This is a genomic window from Polaromonas sp. JS666, assembly GCF_000013865.1.
Lineage (GTDB): Bacteria > Pseudomonadota > Gammaproteobacteria > Burkholderiales > Burkholderiaceae_C > Polaromonas.
Map to the genome: position 1 here is coordinate 5104114 of NC_007948.1, position 21349 is coordinate 5125462.

Annotated in this window: 16 protein-coding genes; 13 read left to right on the forward strand and 3 right to left on the reverse strand. The window is 62.1% G+C overall.

Features of this window, described 5'->3' with window-relative positions; translation table 11 throughout:
• Position 1 precedes the first annotated feature (1 nt).
• From BPRO_RS24115 to BPRO_RS28130, 4 genes are read left to right on the forward strand one after another with little or no spacing between them, the layout of a single operon-like run.
• Positions 2-1783, forward strand: a complete 1782-nt coding sequence (locus BPRO_RS24115; RefSeq protein ID WP_232291465.1) for a DAHL domain-containing protein — start codon at positions 2-4, stop codon at positions 1781-1783.
• Positions 1780-4896 (forward strand): ATP-binding protein, encoded by a 3117-nt coding sequence (locus BPRO_RS28125; RefSeq protein WP_049764171.1) that lies wholly within the window; start codon positions 1780-1782, stop codon positions 4894-4896. The genes BPRO_RS24115 and BPRO_RS28125 overlap by 4 nt, the downstream gene beginning before the upstream one ends.
• Positions 4893-6188 (forward strand): sensor histidine kinase, encoded by a 1296-nt coding sequence (locus BPRO_RS24125; protein WP_011485686.1) that lies wholly within the window; start codon positions 4893-4895, stop codon positions 6186-6188. The genes BPRO_RS28125 and BPRO_RS24125 overlap by 4 nt, the downstream gene beginning before the upstream one ends.
• The gene (locus tag BPRO_RS28130; RefSeq protein ID WP_011485687.1) at positions 6185-8584 is read left to right on the forward strand and encodes a response regulator; all 2400 of its coding nucleotides are present in this window, start codon (positions 6185-6187) and stop codon (positions 8582-8584) included. The genes BPRO_RS24125 and BPRO_RS28130 overlap by 4 nt, the downstream gene beginning before the upstream one ends.
• 265 nt (positions 8585-8849) lie before the next feature.
• Here the strand turns inward: BPRO_RS28130 and gap are convergent, their stop codons facing one another.
• Together gap and tkt are read right to left on the reverse strand one after the other, a co-directional pair.
• On the reverse strand, positions 8850-9848 hold the full coding sequence (gene gap, locus BPRO_RS24135; protein WP_011485688.1) for a type I glyceraldehyde-3-phosphate dehydrogenase: 999 nt from the start codon (positions 9846-9848) through the stop codon (positions 8850-8852).
• A 121-nt stretch (positions 9849-9969) separates the two neighbouring features.
• Positions 9970-12027 carry a transketolase gene (tkt, locus tag BPRO_RS24140; RefSeq protein WP_081430556.1) on the reverse strand — a complete coding sequence of 686 codons (2058 nt, stop codon included), beginning with the start codon at positions 12025-12027 and terminating at the stop codon, positions 9970-9972.
• Positions 12028-12299: 272 nt separating this feature from the next.
• On the opposite strand from tkt, the gene murU reads away from it, so the two are divergent.
• The 3 genes from murU to BPRO_RS24155 are packed head-to-tail and all read left to right on the forward strand — an operon-like array spanning position 12300 to position 14898.
• The gene (gene murU / locus BPRO_RS24145; protein WP_011485690.1) at positions 12300-12998 is read left to right on the forward strand and encodes an N-acetylmuramate alpha-1-phosphate uridylyltransferase MurU; all 699 of its coding nucleotides are present in this window, start codon (positions 12300-12302) and stop codon (positions 12996-12998) included.
• A gap of 41 nt (positions 12999-13039) precedes the next feature.
• Entirely contained in the window at positions 13040-14428 is a 1389-nt protein-coding gene (locus tag BPRO_RS24150; RefSeq protein WP_011485691.1) for an aminopeptidase P N-terminal domain-containing protein, read from the forward strand.
• A gap of 32 nt (positions 14429-14460) precedes the next feature.
• Complete coding sequence (locus tag BPRO_RS24155; protein ID WP_011485692.1) at positions 14461-14898, forward strand: ribonuclease HI family protein; 438 nt, start codon at positions 14461-14463, stop codon at positions 14896-14898.
• Positions 14899-15119: 221 nt separating this feature from the next.
• Here BPRO_RS24155 and BPRO_RS24160 read toward each other — a convergent pair whose 3' ends face one another.
• A complete protein-coding gene (locus BPRO_RS24160; protein WP_011485693.1) occupies positions 15120-15353 on the reverse strand; it encodes a phage integrase N-terminal SAM-like domain-containing protein in 234 nt (77 codons plus the stop codon).
• Between the two features lie 294 nt (positions 15354-15647).
• Here BPRO_RS24160 and BPRO_RS24165 point away from each other — a divergent pair, with 294 nt between their 5' ends.
• From BPRO_RS24165 to BPRO_RS30210, 6 genes are all read left to right on the forward strand, one after another.
• Positions 15648-16523: a tyrosine-type recombinase/integrase gene (locus BPRO_RS24165; RefSeq protein ID WP_011485694.1), complete on the forward strand. Its 876-nt coding sequence runs from the start codon at positions 15648-15650 to the stop codon at positions 16521-16523.
• Between the two features lie 30 nt (positions 16524-16553).
• Complete coding sequence (locus BPRO_RS24170) at positions 16554-17759, forward strand: IS91 family transposase (RefSeq protein WP_011485695.1); 1206 nt, start codon at positions 16554-16556, stop codon at positions 17757-17759.
• 899 nt (positions 17760-18658) lie between these two features.
• A complete protein-coding gene (locus BPRO_RS28135; RefSeq protein ID WP_011485696.1) occupies positions 18659-19366 on the forward strand; it encodes a hypothetical protein in 708 nt (235 codons plus the stop codon).
• A 273-nt stretch (positions 19367-19639) separates the two neighbouring features.
• Entirely contained in the window at positions 19640-19993 is a 354-nt protein-coding gene (locus BPRO_RS24180) for a DUF302 domain-containing protein (protein WP_198140967.1), read from the forward strand.
• Between the two features lie 239 nt (positions 19994-20232).
• Complete coding sequence (locus tag BPRO_RS24185) at positions 20233-20961, forward strand: transposase (protein ID WP_049764173.1); 729 nt, start codon at positions 20233-20235, stop codon at positions 20959-20961.
• The gene (locus BPRO_RS30210) at positions 20880-21227 is read left to right on the forward strand and encodes a transposase (protein ID WP_198140968.1); all 348 of its coding nucleotides are present in this window, start codon (positions 20880-20882) and stop codon (positions 21225-21227) included. Before BPRO_RS24185 ends, BPRO_RS30210 begins: the two co-directional genes overlap by 82 nt.
• The last annotated feature ends 122 nt before the right edge of the window (positions 21228-21349 follow it).

Here is a 21349-nt window from a genome sequence, read left to right on the forward strand (position 1 = left end):
ATTGACCTGGTTACCGATGGCGGCTGCAACCGCCATCCTGATGTCTGTTCTGGTTTTCCTCTATGACAAAACGCAAAGCTTTGGTGGACCCGATTACTTTGAGAATGTCGTCCTGCTAAGGCATCTCAAGCAACTGGATGCCGAATGGGAACTGGACGTTATGAAGTCCAAGGTCGGCATCAACACGCACTACGATCCCCTGGCCGACTCCCTGATCGAATTGAACCGGCTGCTGGAGAAACTCAAGGCGGACATGGGGACCCAAAAACACGCCGACGCCGCTGCGTTGGCAGAGGGCCATGCGGCGCTGTTCCGCGCCATCCAGGAAAAATCCGTCCTGATCGAACAGTTCAAATCGAACAACGCGGTTCTGCGTAACTCGCTGGCCTTCTTGCCGACTGCGGCAACGGACGTCGAACAGTCGGTCGGGCAAACCAGTGAAAGCGCGCAGTCGGCAGCCAGACGCGCCTTGATCAGCGTGAACAAGCTGCTGCTCGCCAGCCTGCTGTATAGCCAGAGCGCATCGGATGACAAGGGTTCTGAAATCCAGGCTGAGTTGAGCCAGCTTGAAGCCGGTTTGCATGTTCTTCCATCGGATGTCAGGGAGAGGCTGGAAATTTTCGGCGCGCATGTCCGCACCATCCTGCGCGAGCAAAAGGTCGTCAATCAACTTCTCGGCAGTATTACTGTCGTGCCGACGGCAACCCGTATCGATGAGCTCAACAACACGTTGAGCGCTGAACAGCAACGCGCCACGATACAGAGCGGGCAGTATCGTGGGTACCTGCTGATTTTCTCGGCGGTGATGGTGGCGCTGCTGCTGTATGCGGCGATCCGCCTGGTGCGCAGTCACGCCGTGATCAACCGCGTCAACGAGGAACTCCAGGACGCCAATGAAAATCTGGAGCAACGGGTTCAGGAACTGCACCAGACGCAAAGTGAACTGGTCGCCACGGCGCGCCAGGCCGGCATGGCGGAGATGGCCACCAACGTGCTGCACAACGTGGGCAACATCCTCAACAGCGTCAACGTCTCCGCCGACCTGGTCGGCAGCACGCTGCGCACCTCCAGGACCCATGGTTTGACGCGGGCCGTGCAATTAATGAACGAGCACGCGGCGGACCTGGGCGATTTTCTGACCCGTGACGACAAGGGCAAGATGCTGCCCGACTACCTGAGCGGGATTGCGCGAGCCCTGACGCAGGAGCAGCAAGACATGCTTAAGGAACTGGGGCACCTCACCCGAAGCATCGATCACATCAAGGACGTGGTGGCCACCCAGCAATCCTACGCAGGGGTGTCCAGCATCATCGTGCCGGTCCAGATATGCGATCTGGTGGAGGATGCCCTGCGCATGAATGGCGGAGCACTCGCGCGCCATCAGGTGACCGTGGTCAAGGAGTTTGCGCAGGTACCGGTGGTACGGCTCGACCGGGCGCGCGTGCTGCAGATCCTGGTGAACCTGATCAGCAACGCCAAGAATGCCATGGCGGGCATGACGGGTGGATCGCACCGGATCACACTGCGTGTGGACGTCGCCGCCGGCTCCAGTTTGCGGGTATCCGTCAGGGATGAGGGCGAGGGCATCATGGAGGAGAACCTGACGCGGATCTTCGCGCACGGATTCACCACCCGCAAGGCAGGCCACGGCTTCGGGCTGCACAGCTGCGCGCTGGCGGCCAGGCAGATGGGCGGCGCCCTCACGGCCCTCAGCGACGGCCCCGGCAAGGGCGCGACCTTCACGCTGGTACTGCCGATCGACGCAGTGCAGGCCGAGTCATGAAAGAGCAGCGCCCGCCGGAGTCCCCCATCGGCCCCGCCCCTGCGGTCCGGAAAACCGGGCTCGCAGAGAAAGGCCGATTCTCGCGGCTTGACGCGTCCATGAACGGATTTGGCATCAGAGCCAAAGTCGCCGCGCTGACTGGGTTTTGCCTTGTGTTTGCGCTGATCGCCACGCTGGTTCTTCTGTCGTGGATGCAGGTGAATGTCAATCGCGACCGTGAGGTTCTTGCCTCGTACATGCGCCGGACGGAGTTGGCGAGAGTCCAGCAGGTGAATTTCAGAAAGCAGCTGCAAGAATGGAAAAACATCCTGCTAAGAGGCCATCGCCCGGAGGATTTCGAGAGCAACCGTCGATTGTTTTTGGAGCAGGAACGCCTGGTTCAGGAAAACGGGAAAGCCTTGACAGGCATGCTCACCCAACCCGCCCTCCGCGCCAGGGAGGTCGAATTTTTGAAAGCGCATGAAGAACTTGGCCGCCGCTATCGAAACGCCCTGGGGGTCTTCGAGCAAAGCGGAAGACTGGATTTTCAGTCGGCGGATCGCCTGGTTCGCGGGATGGATCGCGTGCCGACCGACTTGATCGACGGGCTCGTGGCATCGACCGCCAACGACTTTGAGCAATACAAGACCTCCCATGCTGCCGTCCTTCTCGATGAACAGCGTTACGCGCTAGGGGTGGCCCTCAGCGTGTTCCTGGGACTCATGCTGGCGAGCCATCTGCTTGCCAGGCGCATCACCCGGTCCATTCATCACCTGACGCAGACGGTAGCCAGAATTTCGGCCGAGAAAGACTATTCGCTCCGCGCGCAACGAAGCAGCCGCGATGAGCTTGGCCAGCTCACGGACGGGTTCAACGAAATGCTCGCCCAAATTCAACAAAGGAATGCCGCTTTGCAGCAGTCCCACGACGATCTCGCGGAGCGGGTCGCCGAGCGCGACCACGCCGAAGAAGCGTTGCTGGTGTCGCAGGCGCTCTATCACTCGCTGGTCGTGCAACTGCCGGTCGGGATTTTCCGCAAGGACGCCGCCGGGCGTTACGTTTTCGTCAACCCCCGGTTTTGCGAGCTCAAACACATGCCGGCGGATCAGATTCTGGGCTGGACCGCGCCGGAGATTTGCGTGCGCGAATCACAGAACGCGACAAGCATGTGGCGCTCCGAGCTGGCCGTCCAGGGGACGATGCACCACGAGCAGATCATGCGAAGCGGGCAGCCGGTCGCACTGGAGGAAACCTACACCGGCCCGGACGGCCAGCCGCAGCACTGGCAGGTTGTCAAATCGGCGGTGTTTGGGCCTGACCAGGCCATCATTGGCAGCCAGGGCGTCGTCCTTGACATCACCGAGCGCATGCGGACGGAGCGCGCCCTGCGCGAGAGCGAAGAACACTTTCGCTTTCTGAACGATCTGGCCAAAGCGACGCGCGCGCTGGCCGATCCGGAGCAGATCATGGCAGTGACGGCGCGCATGCTGGGCGAGCACCTGGGCGCCTCCCGCTGCGCCTACGCAGACGTGGAAAAGGACGGCGAACAGTTCGCCATCCTGCACGACTACACCGACGGCTGCATGAGCACCGTGGGCAATTACCAGCTTTCGCTCTTTGGTGCGCGGCCCGTGGCCAAGCTCCAAAGCGGGCAGACACTGGTCATTCGCAATGTGGAGACGGAGCTTTTGCCGGGCGATGGCGCAGAGATGTTCAATGCCATCGGCATCCAGGCGATCATCACCTGCCCGCTGGTCAAGGATGGCATTCTTCGCGCCATGATGGCCGTGCATCAGACGACACCGCGCGACTGGACCCCGGGCGAAGTCGCCATCGTTCAGGAAGTCGTCGAACGTTGCTGGGCGACGATAGAGCGCAGGGCCGCGGAGGAAAACCTTCGCCAGAGCGAAGCCCTGCTACATATCGCCGGCCGCACCGCCCGGCTGGGCGGCTGGACCGTTGACCTGCCGGAAGTCCGCATCACCTGGTCGGATGAGATGTGCGCCATCCACGACGTGGCACCCGGCACCGTGCCTGAATTTGAGCAGGCCCTGAGTTCCTACGCCCCGCAGTCGCGTGAGCCCCTCCGCAAAGCCTATGAGGCCTGCGTCCGGGAGGGCACGCCCTTCGATCTCGAAGCGGAACTCATCACCGCCAAAGGACGGCATGTCTGGGTTCGCGCCATCGGCGAGGCCGAACGCAATGCCGCCGGCACGATCACGCGGGTGCAAGGGGCGCTTCAGGACATCACCGCACGCAGGCAGGCGGCGCTTGAGCTGGAGCAGGCCCACGCTCAACTGCTGGCAGCATCCCTCAAGGCCGACATGGCGGAATTCGCCACCGGAATCCTGCACGACATCGGCAATGTGCTCAACAGCGCCAATGTCGCGTCTTTTTGCGTGGCTGACAGCCTCAGAAAATCGAAGGCAGGCAATTTGTCCAAAGTGGTCGCGCTGCTGCGGGAGCACGAGAACGATTTTGGCGACTTCTTCACCAACAACCCCAAAGGCAGGCAGGTGCCGGTTTACCTGGCGCAACTGGCCGGGCAACTGGCCGAAGAGCAAGCCGGCGCGCTCAGGGAACTGGCGCAACTGCAAAAGAACCTCGAGCACATCAAGGAGGTTGTGGCGAGGCAGCAGGGGCTGGCCAAAACGCCCGGCGCGACGGAAGCCGTCAATGTGCCCGAGTTGGTGGAAGACGCCTTGCGGATGAACCTGAGCGGGGCGGCGCAGCACGACATTGAAGTCATCAGGGATTTCAAGGCCGTGCCGCCTGTCAGGGTGGAAAAACACAAGGTGCTGCAAATCCTGGTCAACCTGGTTCGCAATGCCAAACAATCCTGTGAAGTTTCAGGCCGCCACGAGAAAAAATTGGGCATCCATACGACCCGTGACAATGATCACATTCGAATCGCGGTCAGTGACAACGGTGTGGGCATACCGCCCGAAAACCTGGCGCGAATCTTTTCCCACGGCTTCACCACCAAAAAGGACGGCCACGGCTTCGGGTTGCACAGCTGCGCACTGGCGGCCGCGGAGATGGGTGGCACCCTCACGACCCACAGCGACGGGATCGGCCAGGGCGCGACCTTCACACTCGAACTTCCGATCAACGCTGCGCAGGACCAGCCATGAACCCGCAGCAGAACCGGCGCATTTTGCTGGTCGATGACATGCCCTCCATCCATGAGGACTTCCGCAAGATCCTCGCGGCCAGGCCGGCGGCGCGCGATCTGGACGATGCCGAAGCGGCCCTGTTTGGCCAGGCCGCAGCGCCGTCCGGTGACGGCTTCGAACTGGACTCGGCCTACCAGGGGCAGGAAGGCGTGGCCAGGGTCGAAGCCTCCGTTCAAGCCGGCCGTCCTTATGCCATGGCCTTTGTGGACATGCGCATGCCCCCGGGCTGGGACGGCGTGGAGACGGTAGAGCGGCTCTGGCGCATCGACCCGCGGGTGCAGGTCGTGATCTGCACGGCCTATTCCGACTACCCCTGGGAGGAAGTGCTGGCGCGGCTGGACGTGCAGGATCGCCTGCTCATCGTCAAAAAGCCGTTCGACATGATCGAGGTCAGCCAGCTGGCCAGGACGCTGACCGCCAAATGGGACCTGGCGCGCCAGGCGGCGTTGCAGATGAACAGCCTGGAAGAGGCCGTGCGGGAGCTCACGGCAACCGAAGCGGCCCTGCGCCAATCCAACAAGGAGCTTGAGGCGTTTGCGTACGCCGTATCGCATGACCTGCGCACGCCGCTGAGCATCATGAATGCGTTCAGCAATCTGCTGGCCAGGGAACTGGACGGCCATGCCAGCGAGACGGTGCTGCACTACCTGTCCAGAATTCAGGCCAGTGCCGTGGTGGGGTCGCAACTGATCGAAGCCCTGTTGTCCCTGGCCCAGGCATCGCGTGTCGAGCTGCACATGGAGCCAGTCGATCTGAGCGCCATCTCGCGCCAGCTCCTGGGCGAATACCGCAACGTTGGTCCGCCGCGCGAGGCGTCCATCACCGTTCAGGATGGCTTGTGGGTCCACGGCGACCGACGCCTGATCCGAACCGCGATGCAGCACCTGCTGGACAACGCATGGAAGTTCTCGTCCCTGCGGAGCCATGCCGAGATCGAGGTCGGCAGGCTGGACGGCGCCGACGGCGAGGCGGTGTTCTTCGTGCGAGACAACGGTTGCGGTTTCGACATGGCTTATGCCGGCAAGCTGTTCGGCACCTTCCAGCGGCTCCACGCGGTCCATGAGTTTCCCGGAACCGGCGCGGGACTGGTCACCGTGAGCCGGATTGTCGGCCGGCACGGCGGCCGGGTCTGGGCCGATTCCAGACCTGACGAAGGTGCCACGTTTTACTTCACGCTCCCTTCGGCCTCCCGGCAAGGCCCGACCCGTGAAAGCCACACCGAACCACAAGAAAACAGGAGCGCGCCATGACCCCGCAGCAGAACCGGCACATTTTGCTGGTCGACGACATGCCCTCGATCCACGAGGACTTCCGCAAGATCCTCGCGGCCAAGCCGGGGGCGCGCGATCTGGACGATGCCGAAGCGGCCCTGTTTGGCCAGGCCGCTTCGCCGTCCGGTGAGGGCTTCGAACTGGACTCGGCCTACCAGGGGCTCGAAGGGGTGGCCAGGGTCGAGGCCGCCGTTCAGGCCGGCCGTCCTTATGCCATGGCCTTCGTGGACATGCGCATGCCCCCGGGCCTGGACGGCGTGGAGACGATAGCGCGGCTCTGGCGCATCGACCCACAGGTGCAGATCGTGATCTGCACGGCCTACTCCGACTACCCCTGGGAGGAAGTGCTGGCGCGACTGGACGCGCAGGACCGCCTGCTCATCATCAAGAAGCCGTTCGACATGATCGAGGTCAGCCAGCTGGCCAGGACGCTGACCGCCAAATGGGAACTGACGCGGCAGGCGACGCTGCAGATGGGCGGCCTGGAGAACGCCGTCAAGGAGCGGGCCAGGGCATTGCGCGCCAGCGAATCGCAGTTGCGCCAGATCACGGACACCGTGCCGGCCTTGATTGCCTACGTCGACGCTGAACAGCGCTTTCAGTTTCACAACCTGGCCTATGAAGAAGGCTTTGGCCTGAAGCGCGATCAGATCCACGGCAAGACCATGCGCGAGATGATGGGTGATGCGCTTTACGAAAAAGAGCGCGGCAAGATTGAAGAAGCCTTGTCGGGTTACGCGGTGCAGTATGACCGCGTGCAGAAAACTGCGGATGGCCAGCTGCGCGACTACATCATGCAGTACTTTCCGCGCTATGGCGAAGACCAGGATGAAGGCAAGGTGGTTGGACTTTTCTCGCTGGGCACCGATGTGACCGAGCTCAGACGCATCGACCGCATGAAGAGTGAATTTGTCTCTACCGTCAGCCATGAGCTGCGCACGCCGCTGACCTCCATCCGCGGCTCGCTGGGCCTGATTGCCGGTGGTGTTGCCGGAGAGCTGCCGGCCATGGCCAAGAGCCTGGTTGGCATTGCCAGCAACAACTGCGAGCGCCTGATCAGGCTCATCAACGACATTCTTGACAGCGAAAAAATCGAGTCGGGCAAGATGCACTTTGAGCTGCAGCAGGTGGAACTGCAGCCCCTGCTGGCGCAGGCCCTGGCGGCCAATGAAGGCTTTGCAGGCCAGCACAACGTCAAGCTGGCCCTCGATGCCCCGGCAGACGCGGTGAGGGTCAGCGTCGACAGCGACCGGCTCACCCAGGTCGTCACCAACCTGCTGTCCAATGCCGTGAAATTTTCACCGCCGGCGTCCTGCGTACATATCAGGCTGCTGCGCAGCGGCGGGCGGGTCCGGGTTGAAGTGGCCGACAGCGGCCCCGGCATCCTTGAAGAATTTCGCAAACGCATCTTCCAGAAATTCTCGCAAGCCGACACATCGGACACCCGGCAAAAGGGTGGCACGGGCCTGGGCCTGAATATCTCGCGCGCCATCGTGGAGCAGATGGGCGGCAGCATGGGGTTTACCACCAAGGCCGGTGTGGGGACCGTTTTCCACTTTGAACTGCCCGAAGCGAGCCCGCTGCCGGTTGAAGACCGGGACAGCGCCGCGCCGCGGCCCCGTATCCTGATTTGCGAAGATGACCCCGACATCGCGCGCCTGCTCAACCTGATGCTTGAAAAAGGCGGCTTTGATTCGGACATGGTGCACAGTGCTGCGCAGGCGCTGGAACAGGTGGCGCGCCGGCCCTACGCCGCCATGACGGTCGACCTGAACCTGCCCGACCAGGACGGCGTCAGCCTGATCCGTGCGCTGCGCCGCGACAGCCGCACGCGGGACCTGGCCATTGTGGTGGTTTCGGCCAATGCCAGAGAAGGTGAACTCGAATTCAACAGCCAACCGCTGGCGGTTTCGACCTGGCTCGAGAAACCTATCGACGAAAACCTGCTGATCCTCAGTTTGCACCGCGCCATTGACAACATGGCGGAAGGCAAGCCGCGCATTCTGCACGTCGAGGACGACCTGGACATCCAGCGCATTGCCGCTGCCATTGCCCAGAACTTCGCAACCTTTGAATTCGCCTGTACCCTGCAGGAAGCGCGGGACCAGCTGGCCAGCCATCATTACGATCTGGTACTGCTCGACCTGACGCTCAAAGACGGTTCGGGCTGGGAACTGCTAAGCACCATCGAAGCGCTGGACCCCGCACCGCCGGTCGTCGTGTTCTCTGCCAGCAAGCTGAACATGATGGAAAGCCAGCGCGTAGAAGCGGTGCTGGTAAAAGCAGATACCTCCAACGAGGAGCTGATCAGGGTCCTGCAGCGGGTGCTCGACGACAGCTTGTGGGGAACGGTCGATTCACCCCTGAGTACTTAGTACTCCGACCCAGAAATATCGAAACATGAAAGCGCGCCTTCGAGCCCATGCCGTCGTTGCAAATCCTCGCCATAGCTACGGCTATGTCTGCGGTTTGCGCCTTGGCCTGGGCCTGGGCCTGGGCCCGAATCCATCGCTTTCATTGTGTTCCGATACCTCTGTGTCGAAGTACTAGAACTTGCCCGTGAATAATTTGGGATCGCGCAACCGCCACCCATAAAAAAACGCGCCCGAAGGCACGTTTTTTATGGAGAGCGAAAGCGAATTACCCCGCCACCACCCGCACCATCTCCAGGCACTTGTTCGAGTAGCCCCATTCGTTGTCATACCAGGCCACGACCTTGATGAAGGTGCTGTCGAGCGCAATGCTGGCATCGGCGTCGAAAATCGACGTGCGGGCATCGCCGCGGAAGTCGGTGGCCACCACCTTGTCTTCGGTGTAGCCGAGCACGCCCTTGAGCGCACCTTCGCTTTGCGCTTTCATCTCGGCGCAGATTTCCTTCAGCGTGGCTTCCTTGCTCAGCTCGCAGGTCAGGTCCACCACCGAGACGTCGGAGGTGGGGACACGGAAGGACATGCCGGTGAGCTTTTTGTTGAGCTCGGGAATCACCACACCCACGGCCTTGGCGGCACCGGTGGACGACGGGATGATGTTTTCCAGGATGCCGCGGCCGCCGCGCCAGTCCTTGTTGCTCGGGCCGTCCACGGTCTTCTGCGTGGCAGTCGCTGCGTGCACGGTGGTCATCAGGCCGCGCTTGATGCCCCATTTGTCGTTGAGCACCTTGGCGACGGGCGCCAGGCAGTTGGTGGTGCAGCTGGCGTTGGAGATGACGGCTTCGCCCTTGTAGGTCTTGTCATTCACGCCGAAGACGAACATGGGGGTGTCGTCTTTCGAGGGGGCGGAAATGATGACCTTTTTGGCGCCGGCGGCCAGGTGTTTTTCAGCCGAGGTCTTGTCGAGGAAGAGGCCGGTGGATTCGATCACGACCTGCGCGCCGACGTCATTCCATTTCAGGTTGGCAGGATCACGCTCCTGCGTGAGGCGGATTTTCTTGCCGTTGACGATCAGCGTGTTGCCGTCGACCGATACCTCGCCCTTGAAGCGGCCATGCACCGAGTCGTACTGCAGCATGTAAGCCAGGTACTCGGGCTCGAGCAAATCGTTGATGCCCACGATTTCAATGTCGCTGAAGCTCTGCACCGCCGAACGGAACACATTGCGGCCGATGCGGCCGAAACCATTGATGCCTACTTTGATCGTCATGACTGTCTCTCCTGAAGTTAACTTACATCATCCGTTCGCCCTGAGCCCGTCGAAGGGTTTTCCGCACTGGCGCAGAGAGGCTTCGACAAGCTCAGCCCGAACAGCTATTTTCACAACCGGTTTATTTCTTCAACACCTTGCGCACGGTGTCGGCCACGTTCTCGGGCGTGAAGCCAAAGTGCTTGAACAGCGCCGCCGCGGGCGCCGACTCGCCGTAGGTGTCGATGCCGACCACGGCGGCGCAGCCGTATTTCCACCAGCCGTCGGTCACGCCCATCTCGACCGCAATGCGCGGAATGCCGGCCGGCAGCACGGACGTCTTGTACGCGGTGCTTTGCTTGTCAAACGTGGTGGTACTGGGCATGGAAACCACGCGAACCGCGATCTTTTTGCCGGCCAGCAGCTCCTGCGCCTTGAGCGCCAGCTGCACTTCGGAGCCGGTGGCAATGATGACGGCCTGGGCTTTTTTGTTCAGCCCCACTTCGGCGGGCTCGGCCAGCACGTAAGCACCCTTGCTGATCTCGCCAAGGTCGTTCTTCGGCGCGTACGGCAGGTTCTGGCGGCTCAGCAACAAGGCGGTGGGCTTGTTTTTGTTTTGCAGCGCCACGGCCCAGGCCACGGCGGTTTCAGCCGTGTCACCCGGACGCCAGACGTCGAGATTGGGAATCAGGCGCAGGCTGGCGGCGTGCTCGATCGACTGGTGCGTCGGGCCGTCTTCGCCCAGGCCGATGGAGTCGTGCGTGAACACGTGCACCACGCGCAGCTTCATCAGCGCGGCCATGCGGATGGCGTTGCGGCTGTAGTCGCTGAAGGTCAGGAAGGTGCCGCCGTAAGGGATGAACCCGCCATGCAGCGCCACGCCGTTCATGATGGCGGCCATGCCGAACTCGCGCACGCCGTAGTTGATGTGACGGCCACCGACCAGGCTGCCGTTGGCCGCTTCGGTCTGCACCACCTCGCCGTTCGGGTCAAAGCGCAGGTTGGGCGTTGACTTGGTGTTGGTGAGGTTGGAGCCGGTCAGGTCGGCCGAGCCGCCCAGCATCTCGGGCAGGCCGGCGGTGAAGGACTCCAGCGCAATCTGCGAGGCCTTGCGCGACGCCACGGTTTCGGCCCGGGTGTGCGCACCAATCACCGTATCGACGGCCAGCTGCGAAAAGCGTTTGGGCAGTTCGCCCTTCATGCGGCGCGTGAATTCCGCGGCCAACTCCGGGTGGGCGGCCTTGTAGGCGGTAAATTTCACGTCCCAGGCCGCCTCTGCGGCCAGGCCGGCGGCCTTGGCGTCCCAGGCGTCGTAGCTTTCCTTGGGAACTTCGAACGGGGTGTGCGGCCAGTTCAGTTCGTCGCGCGTGAGCTTGATTTCTTCGGCGCCCAGTGGCTCGCCATGGGCCTTGGCGGTGTTGGCACGGTTGGGGCTGCCTTTGCCGATGTGGGTTTTGCAAACGATCAGCGTGGGCTTGTCGGTGCTCTCTTTTGCTTCAGCAATCGCGGCCGACACGGCTTGCGCGTCGTGCCCGTCGAGGGGGCCGATCACGTTCCAGCCGTAGGCGGCGAAGCGCAGTGGCGTGTTGTCGATGAACCAGGGGGTGACCGGGCCGTCAATCGAAATGCCGTTGTCGTCGTACAAGGCAATCAGCTTGCCCAGCTTCCAGGCGCCGGCGAGGGCGGCAGCTTCATGGCTGATGCCTTCCATCAGGCAGCCATCGCCCATGAAAACATAGGTGTGGTGGTCGACCACGCTGTGGCCGTCACGGTTGAACTCCTTGGCGAGCAGCTTTTCGGCCAGCGCCATGCCCACGGCATTGGTCAGGCCCTGGCCCAGCGGGCCGGTGGTGGTTTCCACGCCGGGGGTGTAGCCGTGCTCGGGGTGGCCGGGGGTTTTGCTGTGCAGCTGGCGGAAGTTTTTCAGCTCACTCATCGGCAGCTTGTAGCCGGTCAGGTGCAGCAGCGCATAGAGCAGCATGGAGCCGTGGCCGTTGGACAGCACGAAGCGGTCGCGGTCAAACCACTGCGGATTGTGCGGGCTGTGCTTCAGGTGGCGGCCCCACAAGGCAACGGCGATATCGGCCATGCCCATGGGCGCGCCAGGGTGGCCGGAGTTGGCCTGCTGCACGGCATCCATGGCCAGCGCACGAATGGAATTGGCCATGAGGGATGGGGAGGTGTCAGCCAGTGCAGTCATTGACGTAAGGTCCAGGGTAGGTGAAGGTCGCGCCCGGCAACTGGCTTGGCATTACGGAAAAACCAACCAGCGCGGGAAAACCCGTGATTTTACGGGATGCGACCGGCAGGCAGGCCGGGCGACCGGGCGCGCCCCCGGGCCCCGGCCGTGTTTCAGCGTCGGGGCGGGAGTCACAGCAGCGGCAGCAGCTATCAATTCCATAGCTGGTTACGCCCGCATAAAGCTGGCTGCGGCCCGGTTTTCTGCTTAAAAAGGCCATAATCGCAGCCTGTATGACCACCCAAGTGACCACCCAAGCCCTGATTCTGGCCGCCGGTCGCGGCGAACGTATGCGCCCGCTGACCGACACCTGCCCCAAGCCCTTGCTCAGGGTGCAGAGCAAACCACTGATCGTCTGGCATCTTGAGGACCTGGCACGCGCCGGGGTGACCGACGTGGTGATCAACACCGCGTGGCTGGAGGAGCAGTTTCCCGCCGCGCTCGGCGATGGCCGCGCATGGGGCCTGCGCATCCGCTACTCGCACGAAGGCGCGCGCTTTGGCGGCGCGCTGGAAACCGCCGGCGGCATTGCCACCGCCCTGCCGCTGCTGGCCGATGCGCCGTTCTGGCTGATGGCGGGCGATGTCTACATGCCCGGATTTGAGTTTTCGCCCGCCGCCGCCGCACCGTTCGCCGCGTCTGATTCACTGGCCCATCTTTACCTGGTGCCGAATCCACCGCACCACCCCCAGGGCGACTTCGGCATCTCGGCCGACGGCCTGGCGCTGGACGAGGCCGCGGAAAAGTTCACGTACAGCACCTTGGGCCTGTATCGCCCGGCGCTTTTCAACCACACGCCCGCCGGTCAGAAGGCCGCACTGGCGCCGCTGCTGCGCCAGGCCATGCGGCGCGGCCTCGTCTCGGCGGCGCTATATTCAGGCCCATGGACCGATGTGGGAACGCCAGAGCGCCTCACTGAACTCAACGAGTAACTCCACGAGCCCAACCAACCCCGCCGACCAGCAACACCACCATGACCACCAGCATTTACCAGAAGCGCCGCGCCACCATTGCCCGCGCCCTCAAAGCGGCCGGCGGCGGCATTGCCCTGCTGCCCACCGCCCCCGAAGTGCCGCGCAACCGCGACAGCGACTTTCCGTACCGGCACGACAGCTACTTTTATTACCTGACGGGCTTCAGCGAGCCCGACAGCTGGCTGGTGATTGAAGCGACCGGGAAGACCACGCTGTTTTGCCGGCCCAAGGACCTGGAACGCGAGATCTGGGACGGCATTCGCCTGGGCCCCAAGGCCGCGCCGGCCGGCCTGGGGGTGGATGCCGCCTTCAGCGTCGAAACGCTGGACGAGAAAATGCCGGCGCTGCTGGCCAACCAGAAGGCCGTGTGGTTTCCGTTTGCCACGCACAAGGGCCTGGAAAGCCGGGTCGATGGCTGGCTGAACAGCGTGCGTGCGCGCGTGCGCTTTGGCGCCGAGTGCCCGCAAAGCCAGCACGACCTGTGCAAGCTGCTCGATGAAATGCGGCTGATGAAGGACAGCCACGAGATTGCGATCTTGCGGCGTGCCGGCAAGATTTCGGCCGGTGCCCATGTGCGCGCCATGCAGACCTCGGCGGCCATGTTGCGCAATGGCGTGAACGGCGGCCTGCGTGAATACCACCTGGAGGCCGAACTGCTGCACGAGTTCCGCCGCCAGGGCTCGCAGTTTCCGGCTTACGGCAGCATCGTCGCAGCCGGCGCCAACGCCTGCATCCTGCACTACCGCGCGGGCGACACCGAGCTCAAAGCCGGCCAGTTGTGCCTGATTGACGCCGGTTGCGAACTCGACGGCTACGCCAGCGACATCACGCGCACCTTCCCGGCCGACGGCCAGTTCACCTCGGCCCAGCGCACGCTGTATGACATCGTCGTGGCCGCGCAGGACGCCGCAGTAGCCGTCACCAAACCCGGCAAACGCTTTCTGGACCCACACGAGGCCGCGACGCGGGTGCTGGTCGAAGGCATGCTCGACACCGGCCTGCTGCCCAAAGCCAAACACGGCAAGGTCGACGACGTGCTGGAGTCGGGCGCCTACCGCCAGTTCTACATGCACCGCACCGGCCACTGGATGGGCATGGACGTGCACGACTGCGGCGATTACACCGAACCTTCGGCCAAGCCACGCGAAGAAAAAGACGCGCTGGGCCAGACCGTGATGCGCAAGCCCTCGCGCGTCCTCAAGCCCGGCATGGTGCTGACAATCGAGCCGGGCATTTATGTGCGCCCCGCCAAGGGCGTGCCCAAGGAGTTCTGGAACATCGGCATCCGCATTGAAGACGATGCGCTGGTCACCGCCAAAGGCTGCGAGCTGATGACGCGCGGCGTGCCGGTCAAGGCCGATGAGATTGAGGCCTTGATGCGCGGGTGAAGGCCGGCTACGGCCAACAACGAACCTTGCACATGAACCCCTGGGTTGTCTACTGTGACGGCAGCGCCGTGCCCAACCCCGGTCGTATCGGCCTTGGCGCAGTGTTTACCGAGCCTGATGGCACGCGCCACACTCTTTCGCAAGCGGCGCATGAGAACGGCTGCAACAATGAAGCGGAGCTAAGAGCGCTGCTGGCGACGCTTCGGGAACTGAAACTACGTGGTGCGGGCACGCTTCTCATACACTGCGACAACAGTGTGGTTGTCGAACAGGTCGGCGGCGCCGCAGCAAAGCCGATAGCCCGGCTGGCCTCCTTGTTTGATGAGGCGCGAGCACTGCTCCATTCGTTCGACCAGGCAAACCTGGTGTGGATACCGCGCCATCGCAACAGCGAAGCCGATGCACTCGCTCGTGCTGCATTAGGGATTGCTGAAAAGCGCGTTGTCAAAATATCCAGGAAGCGGCGTTAGTTGCAGACGAGCTGAGGCTGCAGCCGGCCAGAACCGGTAGTAGACCGCTGTCTGCTTCCGGGCTTCGAATCAAACCTGAATTTAAATAATGGCAAGCAACCGTTCATTAGCGACGTGGATTGACAATTCCTGACGTTGGTGATGATCGGTGGCCGACGGCAGCGCAGCGGAAGCGACCGGTCACGGAGCCATGCTGCCAAGCGTGTCTAGCGGTTGTGCGTTCACACCGACACCCTGCGCTCGTTGGCGAGCATCGTCAGGAACTGCGTCACCTCAGCACCATCCATGCTACGGGGGTGCCGCATCTGCCCATCACGCCCATGCCAGCGAACGAAAAAGCGAACCCAGTAGAGGTAAGCCTGCTCAGTTTTCAGACTATAGTGTTTGTAACGTAGCACCTCACTCACCTGCTCCAGCAGGCGCTTGGATTGGGGAAGATAGGCGACAGAGTTCATAGAATCAAAACTATGTATAAGAACACCGTATTTTCGCCAAGAGACAAGATGTCAAGCGGGTTACAGGGCTTTGGCTGGGTTAGTTGCAACCCGGCGTTCCAGCTTATCCAGTCGGATAAACTGGATTCCCAGAATATCCGACGATCTACATCACGTTGAACTAAACCGCTGACGCGGTGGCTGGTCCTCACAGGCCGCCACCGCGTTTTGCATTGCGGCTGGTGTTGCGGTCCGGGTCGTTCAGGCGAAGCCTTCGGGCTGGGGAATGTTCCCCGGCATTGAAGGAGATTTGCCATGACACCCTTGCGCCAACGCATGCTCGACGCCATGACCGTACGCGGCCTGGCCGAGCGCACCCAGGAATGCTACGCCGAAGCCGTCTCGCGCATGGCGCGCCACTACCACCGCAGCCCCGATCTGCTCAGCCCCCAGGAGGTCGAGGCCTACTTGCTGCACCTGGTCAAGGACCGCAAGCTTTCCTACAGCAGCGTCAACCACGCCGCCAGCGCCAGTCGCTTCCTGTTTGAAACCGTCCTGGGGCGCAAGAGCGATGAGCACCTGCGCCCACCCATGGCCAAGGTGCCGCAAAAACAACCTCACCTGCTCGCCCGCGAAGAAATCGCCCGCCTGTTTGCCTGCTGCGCCCACCCGGCCTACCGCATGGCGCTGCAAACCCTCTACGCCACGGGCCTGCGCGTCTCGGAAGTCGGCCGCCTGCGTGTGAGCGACATCGATAGCGCGGCCGACCGCATGTGCGTGCGCGTGAACGCCGGCAAAGGCGGCGCCGACCGCTACAGCATCCTGAGCCCAAGCCTGCTGGCGCTGCTGCGCTTGTACTGTCAAACCTACGCGCCGCAACGCAACCCAGGCAAATGGCTGTTCGCCAACGGCACGGGCGAACGCGGCGTCGGCATCGAGAGCCTGCAACGCGCCTACCAGGCAGCCAGGCACTGCGCCGGCATCACCAAGAGCGGTGGCACCCACACCCTGCGCCACTGTTTCGCCACCCACCTGCTCGAAAGCGGCGTGGACCTGTACACCATCAGCCGCCTGCTGGGCCACCGCCACATCAGCACCACCAGCCGTTACCTGCACCTGATCAGCCCGCAGTTCCGGCCACCCAAGAGCATCGACCCGCTGGATCTGCTGGCCGGCCTGCCGCGCCTGTAGACGATCCCCCGGTTCATCCCCCGAAGCCGCATGGCCACGTTGGCCCATGGCGTGGCTGAGGTGCTGCGCCGCCACGGCGCCGCGTACTTGGCGCATCACACCCTGTCCACCCCGCAGGCCAAGGCCTGGCGGGCCATCGTGGCTTGCCGCACGGCGGCCTTGGGCGGCCAGCAGCTGGCCTGCGAGTCCTGCGGCCACAGCCACTGGCAATACCACTCCTGCCGCAACCGCCACTGCCCGCAGTGTGGCGCGCGCGCCAAGGACGCCTGGCTGCAAGGCCGTCTTGCCGAGGTGCTGCCCGTGCCCTATGCGCACCTGGTCTTCACCTTGCCGCACAGCCTGAACAGTTTGTACGGCACGCATCCGCGCTGGGTGATCGACACCTTGTTCGCCTGCACCGCGCAGACCTTGTCGGAGTTCGCCGCCAGCCCCCGATGGATGGGAGCGGCCAAGGGAACACCGGCCTTCAGCCTGGTGCTGCACACCTGGACGCAGGACTTGCAGCGCCACATTCATGTGCACGCGGTGATGGCCTGCGGGGCGCTCGCGCGGGATGGGCAATGGCAGACACCGGCGCGCAAGCCGGACTTCCTGTTCCCGGTGCAGGCGCTGTCCAGGGTGTTTCGCGGTAAGTTCATGGCGGCGCTGGCGGCGGCACGCCGTGATGGCAACATCGAGCGTGACCCCCAAGGGCAAGACGCAGCTTGGCGGGCACGGCACCGGGCGCTGTATCAGCATGACTGGGTGGTGTATGCCAAGACGCCCTTGGGTGGCCCGGCCCAGGTGCTGGAGTACCTGAGCCGCTACACGCACCGCACGGCCATCAGCAACGAGCGCATTCGCAGCGTTACCCCCGACGAGGTGGCATTCACGGTGCGTGCCGACGACAAAGGGGGCAAACGCCTGATGCGCCTGCCGGGTGCGGAGTTTGTGCGCCGCTTCCTGCTGCATGTGCTGCCCACGGGGATCAAGCGGATTCGGCACTACGGGGTGTTGGCTGCGGCGTGCAAGGGCGTCAAGCTGGATGCCGCACGCCTGGCGCTGCAGATGCCCGCCACCAACCCGCAAGCGGTCGAATCTGCGAAAGACTTCATGGCACGGGTGGCCAAGCTCGATGTGTTGCAGTGCCCGTGTTGCCAGCAGTCTTGCTTGCGGGTGGTGGCCCGGTTGCCCGCCTCGGGACGTTTGCCCGCACCGGGGCGGGCGCCGATGCCAGCCAGCCGGGGGCCGCCGTGATTGAGCGGAGCCGAAAAACCAGAGACGAACACGGCACTTCAGGCCGTGTTGTGGCGATGCTTGCGCCCATCGCTCAAAACCCATTACGCCATGGACTCAAGCACCCCCCTGCCATCAGGGCGTCGTCAACGCAAGATGCATTCGGGCAATAAATCACAGCGCACGGCAATCCAAAGCTCAGTCATAATTTGATCCGCTTGGCCGCCTGGAAATTACAAACCCCTATAGGCCATCAGATCAACATTCAACCGCCGCGCCGGGCGGTTCAGTCCAACAAGGTTTATCTGCCGCGTATGAGTCCAGCGCTTCTTTCATGCATCGCCTCGCGGCAGATAAACGCTATTCGTTAAAGCTCATTCATGCGTCGCCGTCGACTTCTCGAACTAAGTGCGGTTGGGTCTGCTTGCATAGCGTCGCGGCGTGCCGCCGCGAGTTCAACGGGAGCGCCTATGACAAACCAGCGTGGTTCCGTCGGAGTCTGGATTGACAATCCTCCTCCGCCGGGAAGTCATGACCGAATTTCTACTCGCCTTGTTGGCGCAGAGTTGGTTGAGAGTAGCCTGACTAAGGGGCTTTACGGTCTCGCGCGACCGCTCGTGGCAAAACTTCCATCCGGTCTACTTGTCGAAGTAAGCTGCGAACGCATCGTGACTGGACATTTTCATGTTGGCATATCTCATAGCGGCAAGCTCCACTCGATGGGGAAGTACACCGGCCCCTTCGATGTACGCATGTTCCCGGAGCGCCACTCCTCTTACGTCATAAGCATTGAATGGAAGGGGTGAGGAATGAGGAATGAGCTTTAACATGTCGGTCAACTCGGACGCCCAAGCGCGTCCGCGCGCTGCGCGCGCACCTGGCCTTGGGCGCCGGTTACCTTCACGTTAGCCCTCAGTGCCATGGACCCACTTGGCGTGCTCGACGCTCCCATTCCTCCCACCTCGGTCGCATTAAATCTGTACGAGCGCGCCACGCGTTCATTGCTCCGCACCGTCCGCTTGGTTGTGGAAGACGTTGGGGCGTTCGAAAAGGCCGTGGGCATAGATTTGTCCGCACTGTCCTCGGGCGCCGTTTCTTATTTCTTGGATGACTCGGATGTAGATTGGTTAAATAGAACCTTTGATCTTGGAATCCAGCGCGAGGATTTCTACGTGGCGGTTGAGTCTGTTGATGACAACCACAACAGTCCCTATGAGATTCACACCAGGAGGGAGTTACGCCTCATGTTGGCAGGGACAAAGCCACTGTCCGTCTTTTCAGATGTATACCCTGCAGACCCGAATCCTTGGGTTTTCCCCGAAGACGTGTTCCTGCCCCACGTGCAAAGTGGTCGCATCATTCAGCGCGAGTACACGGAGATTCCCGAGCATCCTCTTCCTAGCCCGTATCGAGGCGTTAGAGTCTTGATCTATGCTCTTGCCGCAGAAGTGTGGCGCATTGACGCATACATATTGATGCGCAGCATCGCTTCAAAATCAGGGTGGCATGAGGGGTTCGAGCGTTTAGAGGGCGCGCTTCTCGGCTATCAGGAGTGGCAAACAGATGTGCATTTGCAGACACACGGGCGGTGGTGGGAGCGTGTCCCTCAGGTTCGCCGTGAGGGCTAACAGGTCAATCGACTCGGACGCACAAGTGCGTCCGTGCACTGCGTGCACTCGCCCCGTGTGCGCCGGTCATCTCCAACGTTGGGCGTAATATGGCTGGCGGATTCATCTTGGCCGCGCCGTACGCTTTTCCACCTCACCATGGGGATCGTCATGATCTTACTGCGCTACATCGTAGTTTCTGCCTCCGTCATGCTCCTTGGGGCCACTTCCCTCCCATCACTCGCCGCCGATGGGCTAATCACAAGTCCGAGTGCGAATTCCGTTGACGCGACAATGGACAAATTTGAGGCCGCCGTAAAGAAGCGCGGTTTCATAGTCTTCGCGCGCCTCGACCATACGGCGGGGGCCGAATCCGTTGGTCTGAAGATGCCGCGCTCGACTGTCATCGTATTCGGCAATCCGCGCGCGGGTACCCCGGTCTTCATCAAGACCCCCACCGTCGCAATTGATCTTCCGCTTAAGGCGCTGGTGTGGGAAGACGCGAACGGGAAGGTATTCTTGAGTTACAACTCGGCCGAGTATCTCTTCGGCACGATCTATGTGCGACACGGAGCGCCTCACGATAAGGAGGCGGTAGGAAATATCGAAGGCGCACTTAAAGCCATCTCTGACGAGGCGACAAAGTAAGTCCTCAACTCGCTGGCCCTGACTTGTGCGAGGACACCAGGAAAGATTTTGATTCAAGCTCTCGATCGCACGGGCAGACGGTGAGTGCGGTGATCGAGTGGCCCAACCATCCGATTCAGCGGACCGCTTCGAAGCGGGCTTGCGCCCGTTTCTTCGCGGCCGCTGATCGGAGGCGTTGAGGCTGTAAAAAAACTCCTGGCACGACGTTTGCGATACATCCGGCCAAGGAGATCGCAACCATGGCTCGCTACAAACCCCAAGACCACAACAGCCTGCTGCTACCCGTGGTCTTGTCTGAGCAAATCATCCCCGGCAGCTTTGCCTTTGCGCTGAACTATCTGGTCGATCACGAACTCGACCTGAGCGCACTGGACGCCCAGTTCAAGAACGACGCAGTTGGTGCCAGCGCCTACGATCCCCGCGTCATGCTCAAGATCGTGCTGCTGGCCTACAGCCAAGGCCTCATCTCCAGCCGGGTGATTGAACAAGCGTGCCAGCGCAACGTCCAATTCATCGCCATCAGCGCAGGTAGCCAACCCAGCCATACCCACATCGCCAAATTCGTGGCCAACCTCAGCGCCCAGATCAAACCCCTGTTTAGCCAGGTTCTGATGACCTGTGATGCGCAAGGCCTGATTGGACGCGACATGTTTGCCATCGATGGCGTCAAACTCCCATCCAACGCCAGCAAAGAGCGCAGCGGCACCCATGAAGAATTGCACCATCGGGCCGATCGACTGGAGCAGGCAGCCGACAAGATCATGGCCCTGCACCAAGCCCAAGACAAGCGCGGCGCAGATGACACACTGGAGCCCAAGCGCCAAGCCCGCGCAGCATCCACACCACAGCAACTGGTTTGTACTACCAGACATACACAGCCAAAGCGGTGGATTGCAACGCCTGCAAACTCAGTGGCCAGTGCCTCAAGGGAGCGCTCAAACCCAATGATGGACGGGGCCGCCAAGTGACCCGCTTTGAGCCCAAACCCAAAGACCCGATCAACCCCAGTGCCCGCATGCGCCGGGCCATCGATTCACCTCGGGGCAGGCAGCTCTACAGCCAGCGCATTGGCACGGTGGAGCCGGTGTTTGCCAATATCCGGCACAACAAGCGACTGACCCGTTTGAATCACAGAGGGCGCGCCAAGGTCAACACCCAGTGGAACCTGTACTGCATGGTGCACAACATCGAGAAGTTGGCGAAGACGGACCTGGGACAGAGGAAGGACCGATAGGGCAGCGTCCACGCTCTGAACCTCCATCGGGGGCAGAAGGAGCTGAAATTGCGGCACACTGTGGGTATGAACTTCCAATTCACGACACTCGATCCGCGCAAGGCGCACCACCAGAATGGAGT

Bases quoted from the DNA above. Each gene is read 5' to 3' on its own strand.
- BPRO_RS28125 (WP_049764171.1), top strand. From the start codon at position 1,780: ATGAAAGAGCAGCGCCCGCCGGAGTCCCCCATCGGCCCCGCCCCTGCG.
- BPRO_RS24125 (WP_011485686.1), top strand. From the start codon at position 4,893: ATGAACCCGCAGCAGAACCGGCGCATTTTGCTGGTCGATGACATGCCC.
- BPRO_RS28130 (WP_011485687.1), top strand. From the start codon at position 6,185: ATGACCCCGCAGCAGAACCGGCACATTTTGCTGGTCGACGACATGCCC.
- gap (WP_011485688.1), bottom strand. From the start codon at position 9,848: ATGACGATCAAAGTAGGCATCAATGGTTTCGGCCGCATCGGCCGCAAT.
- tkt (WP_081430556.1), bottom strand. From the start codon at position 12,027: ATGACTGCACTGGCTGACACCTCCCCATCCCTCATGGCCAATTCCATT.
- murU (WP_011485690.1), top strand. From the start codon at position 12,300: ATGACCACCCAAGTGACCACCCAAGCCCTGATTCTGGCCGCCGGTCGC.
- BPRO_RS24150 (WP_011485691.1), top strand. From the start codon at position 13,040: ATGACCACCAGCATTTACCAGAAGCGCCGCGCCACCATTGCCCGCGCC.
- BPRO_RS24155 (WP_011485692.1), top strand. From the start codon at position 14,461: ATGAACCCCTGGGTTGTCTACTGTGACGGCAGCGCCGTGCCCAACCCC.
- BPRO_RS24160 (WP_011485693.1), bottom strand. From the start codon at position 15,353: ATGAACTCTGTCGCCTATCTTCCCCAATCCAAGCGCCTGCTGGAGCAG.
- BPRO_RS24165 (WP_011485694.1), top strand. From the start codon at position 15,648: ATGACACCCTTGCGCCAACGCATGCTCGACGCCATGACCGTACGCGGC.
- BPRO_RS24170 (WP_011485695.1), top strand. From the start codon at position 16,554: ATGGCCACGTTGGCCCATGGCGTGGCTGAGGTGCTGCGCCGCCACGGC.
- BPRO_RS28135 (WP_011485696.1), top strand. From the start codon at position 18,659: ATGGACCCACTTGGCGTGCTCGACGCTCCCATTCCTCCCACCTCGGTC.
- BPRO_RS24180 (WP_198140967.1), top strand. From the start codon at position 19,640: ATGGACAAATTTGAGGCCGCCGTAAAGAAGCGCGGTTTCATAGTCTTC.
- BPRO_RS24185 (WP_049764173.1), top strand. From the start codon at position 20,233: ATGGCTCGCTACAAACCCCAAGACCACAACAGCCTGCTGCTACCCGTG.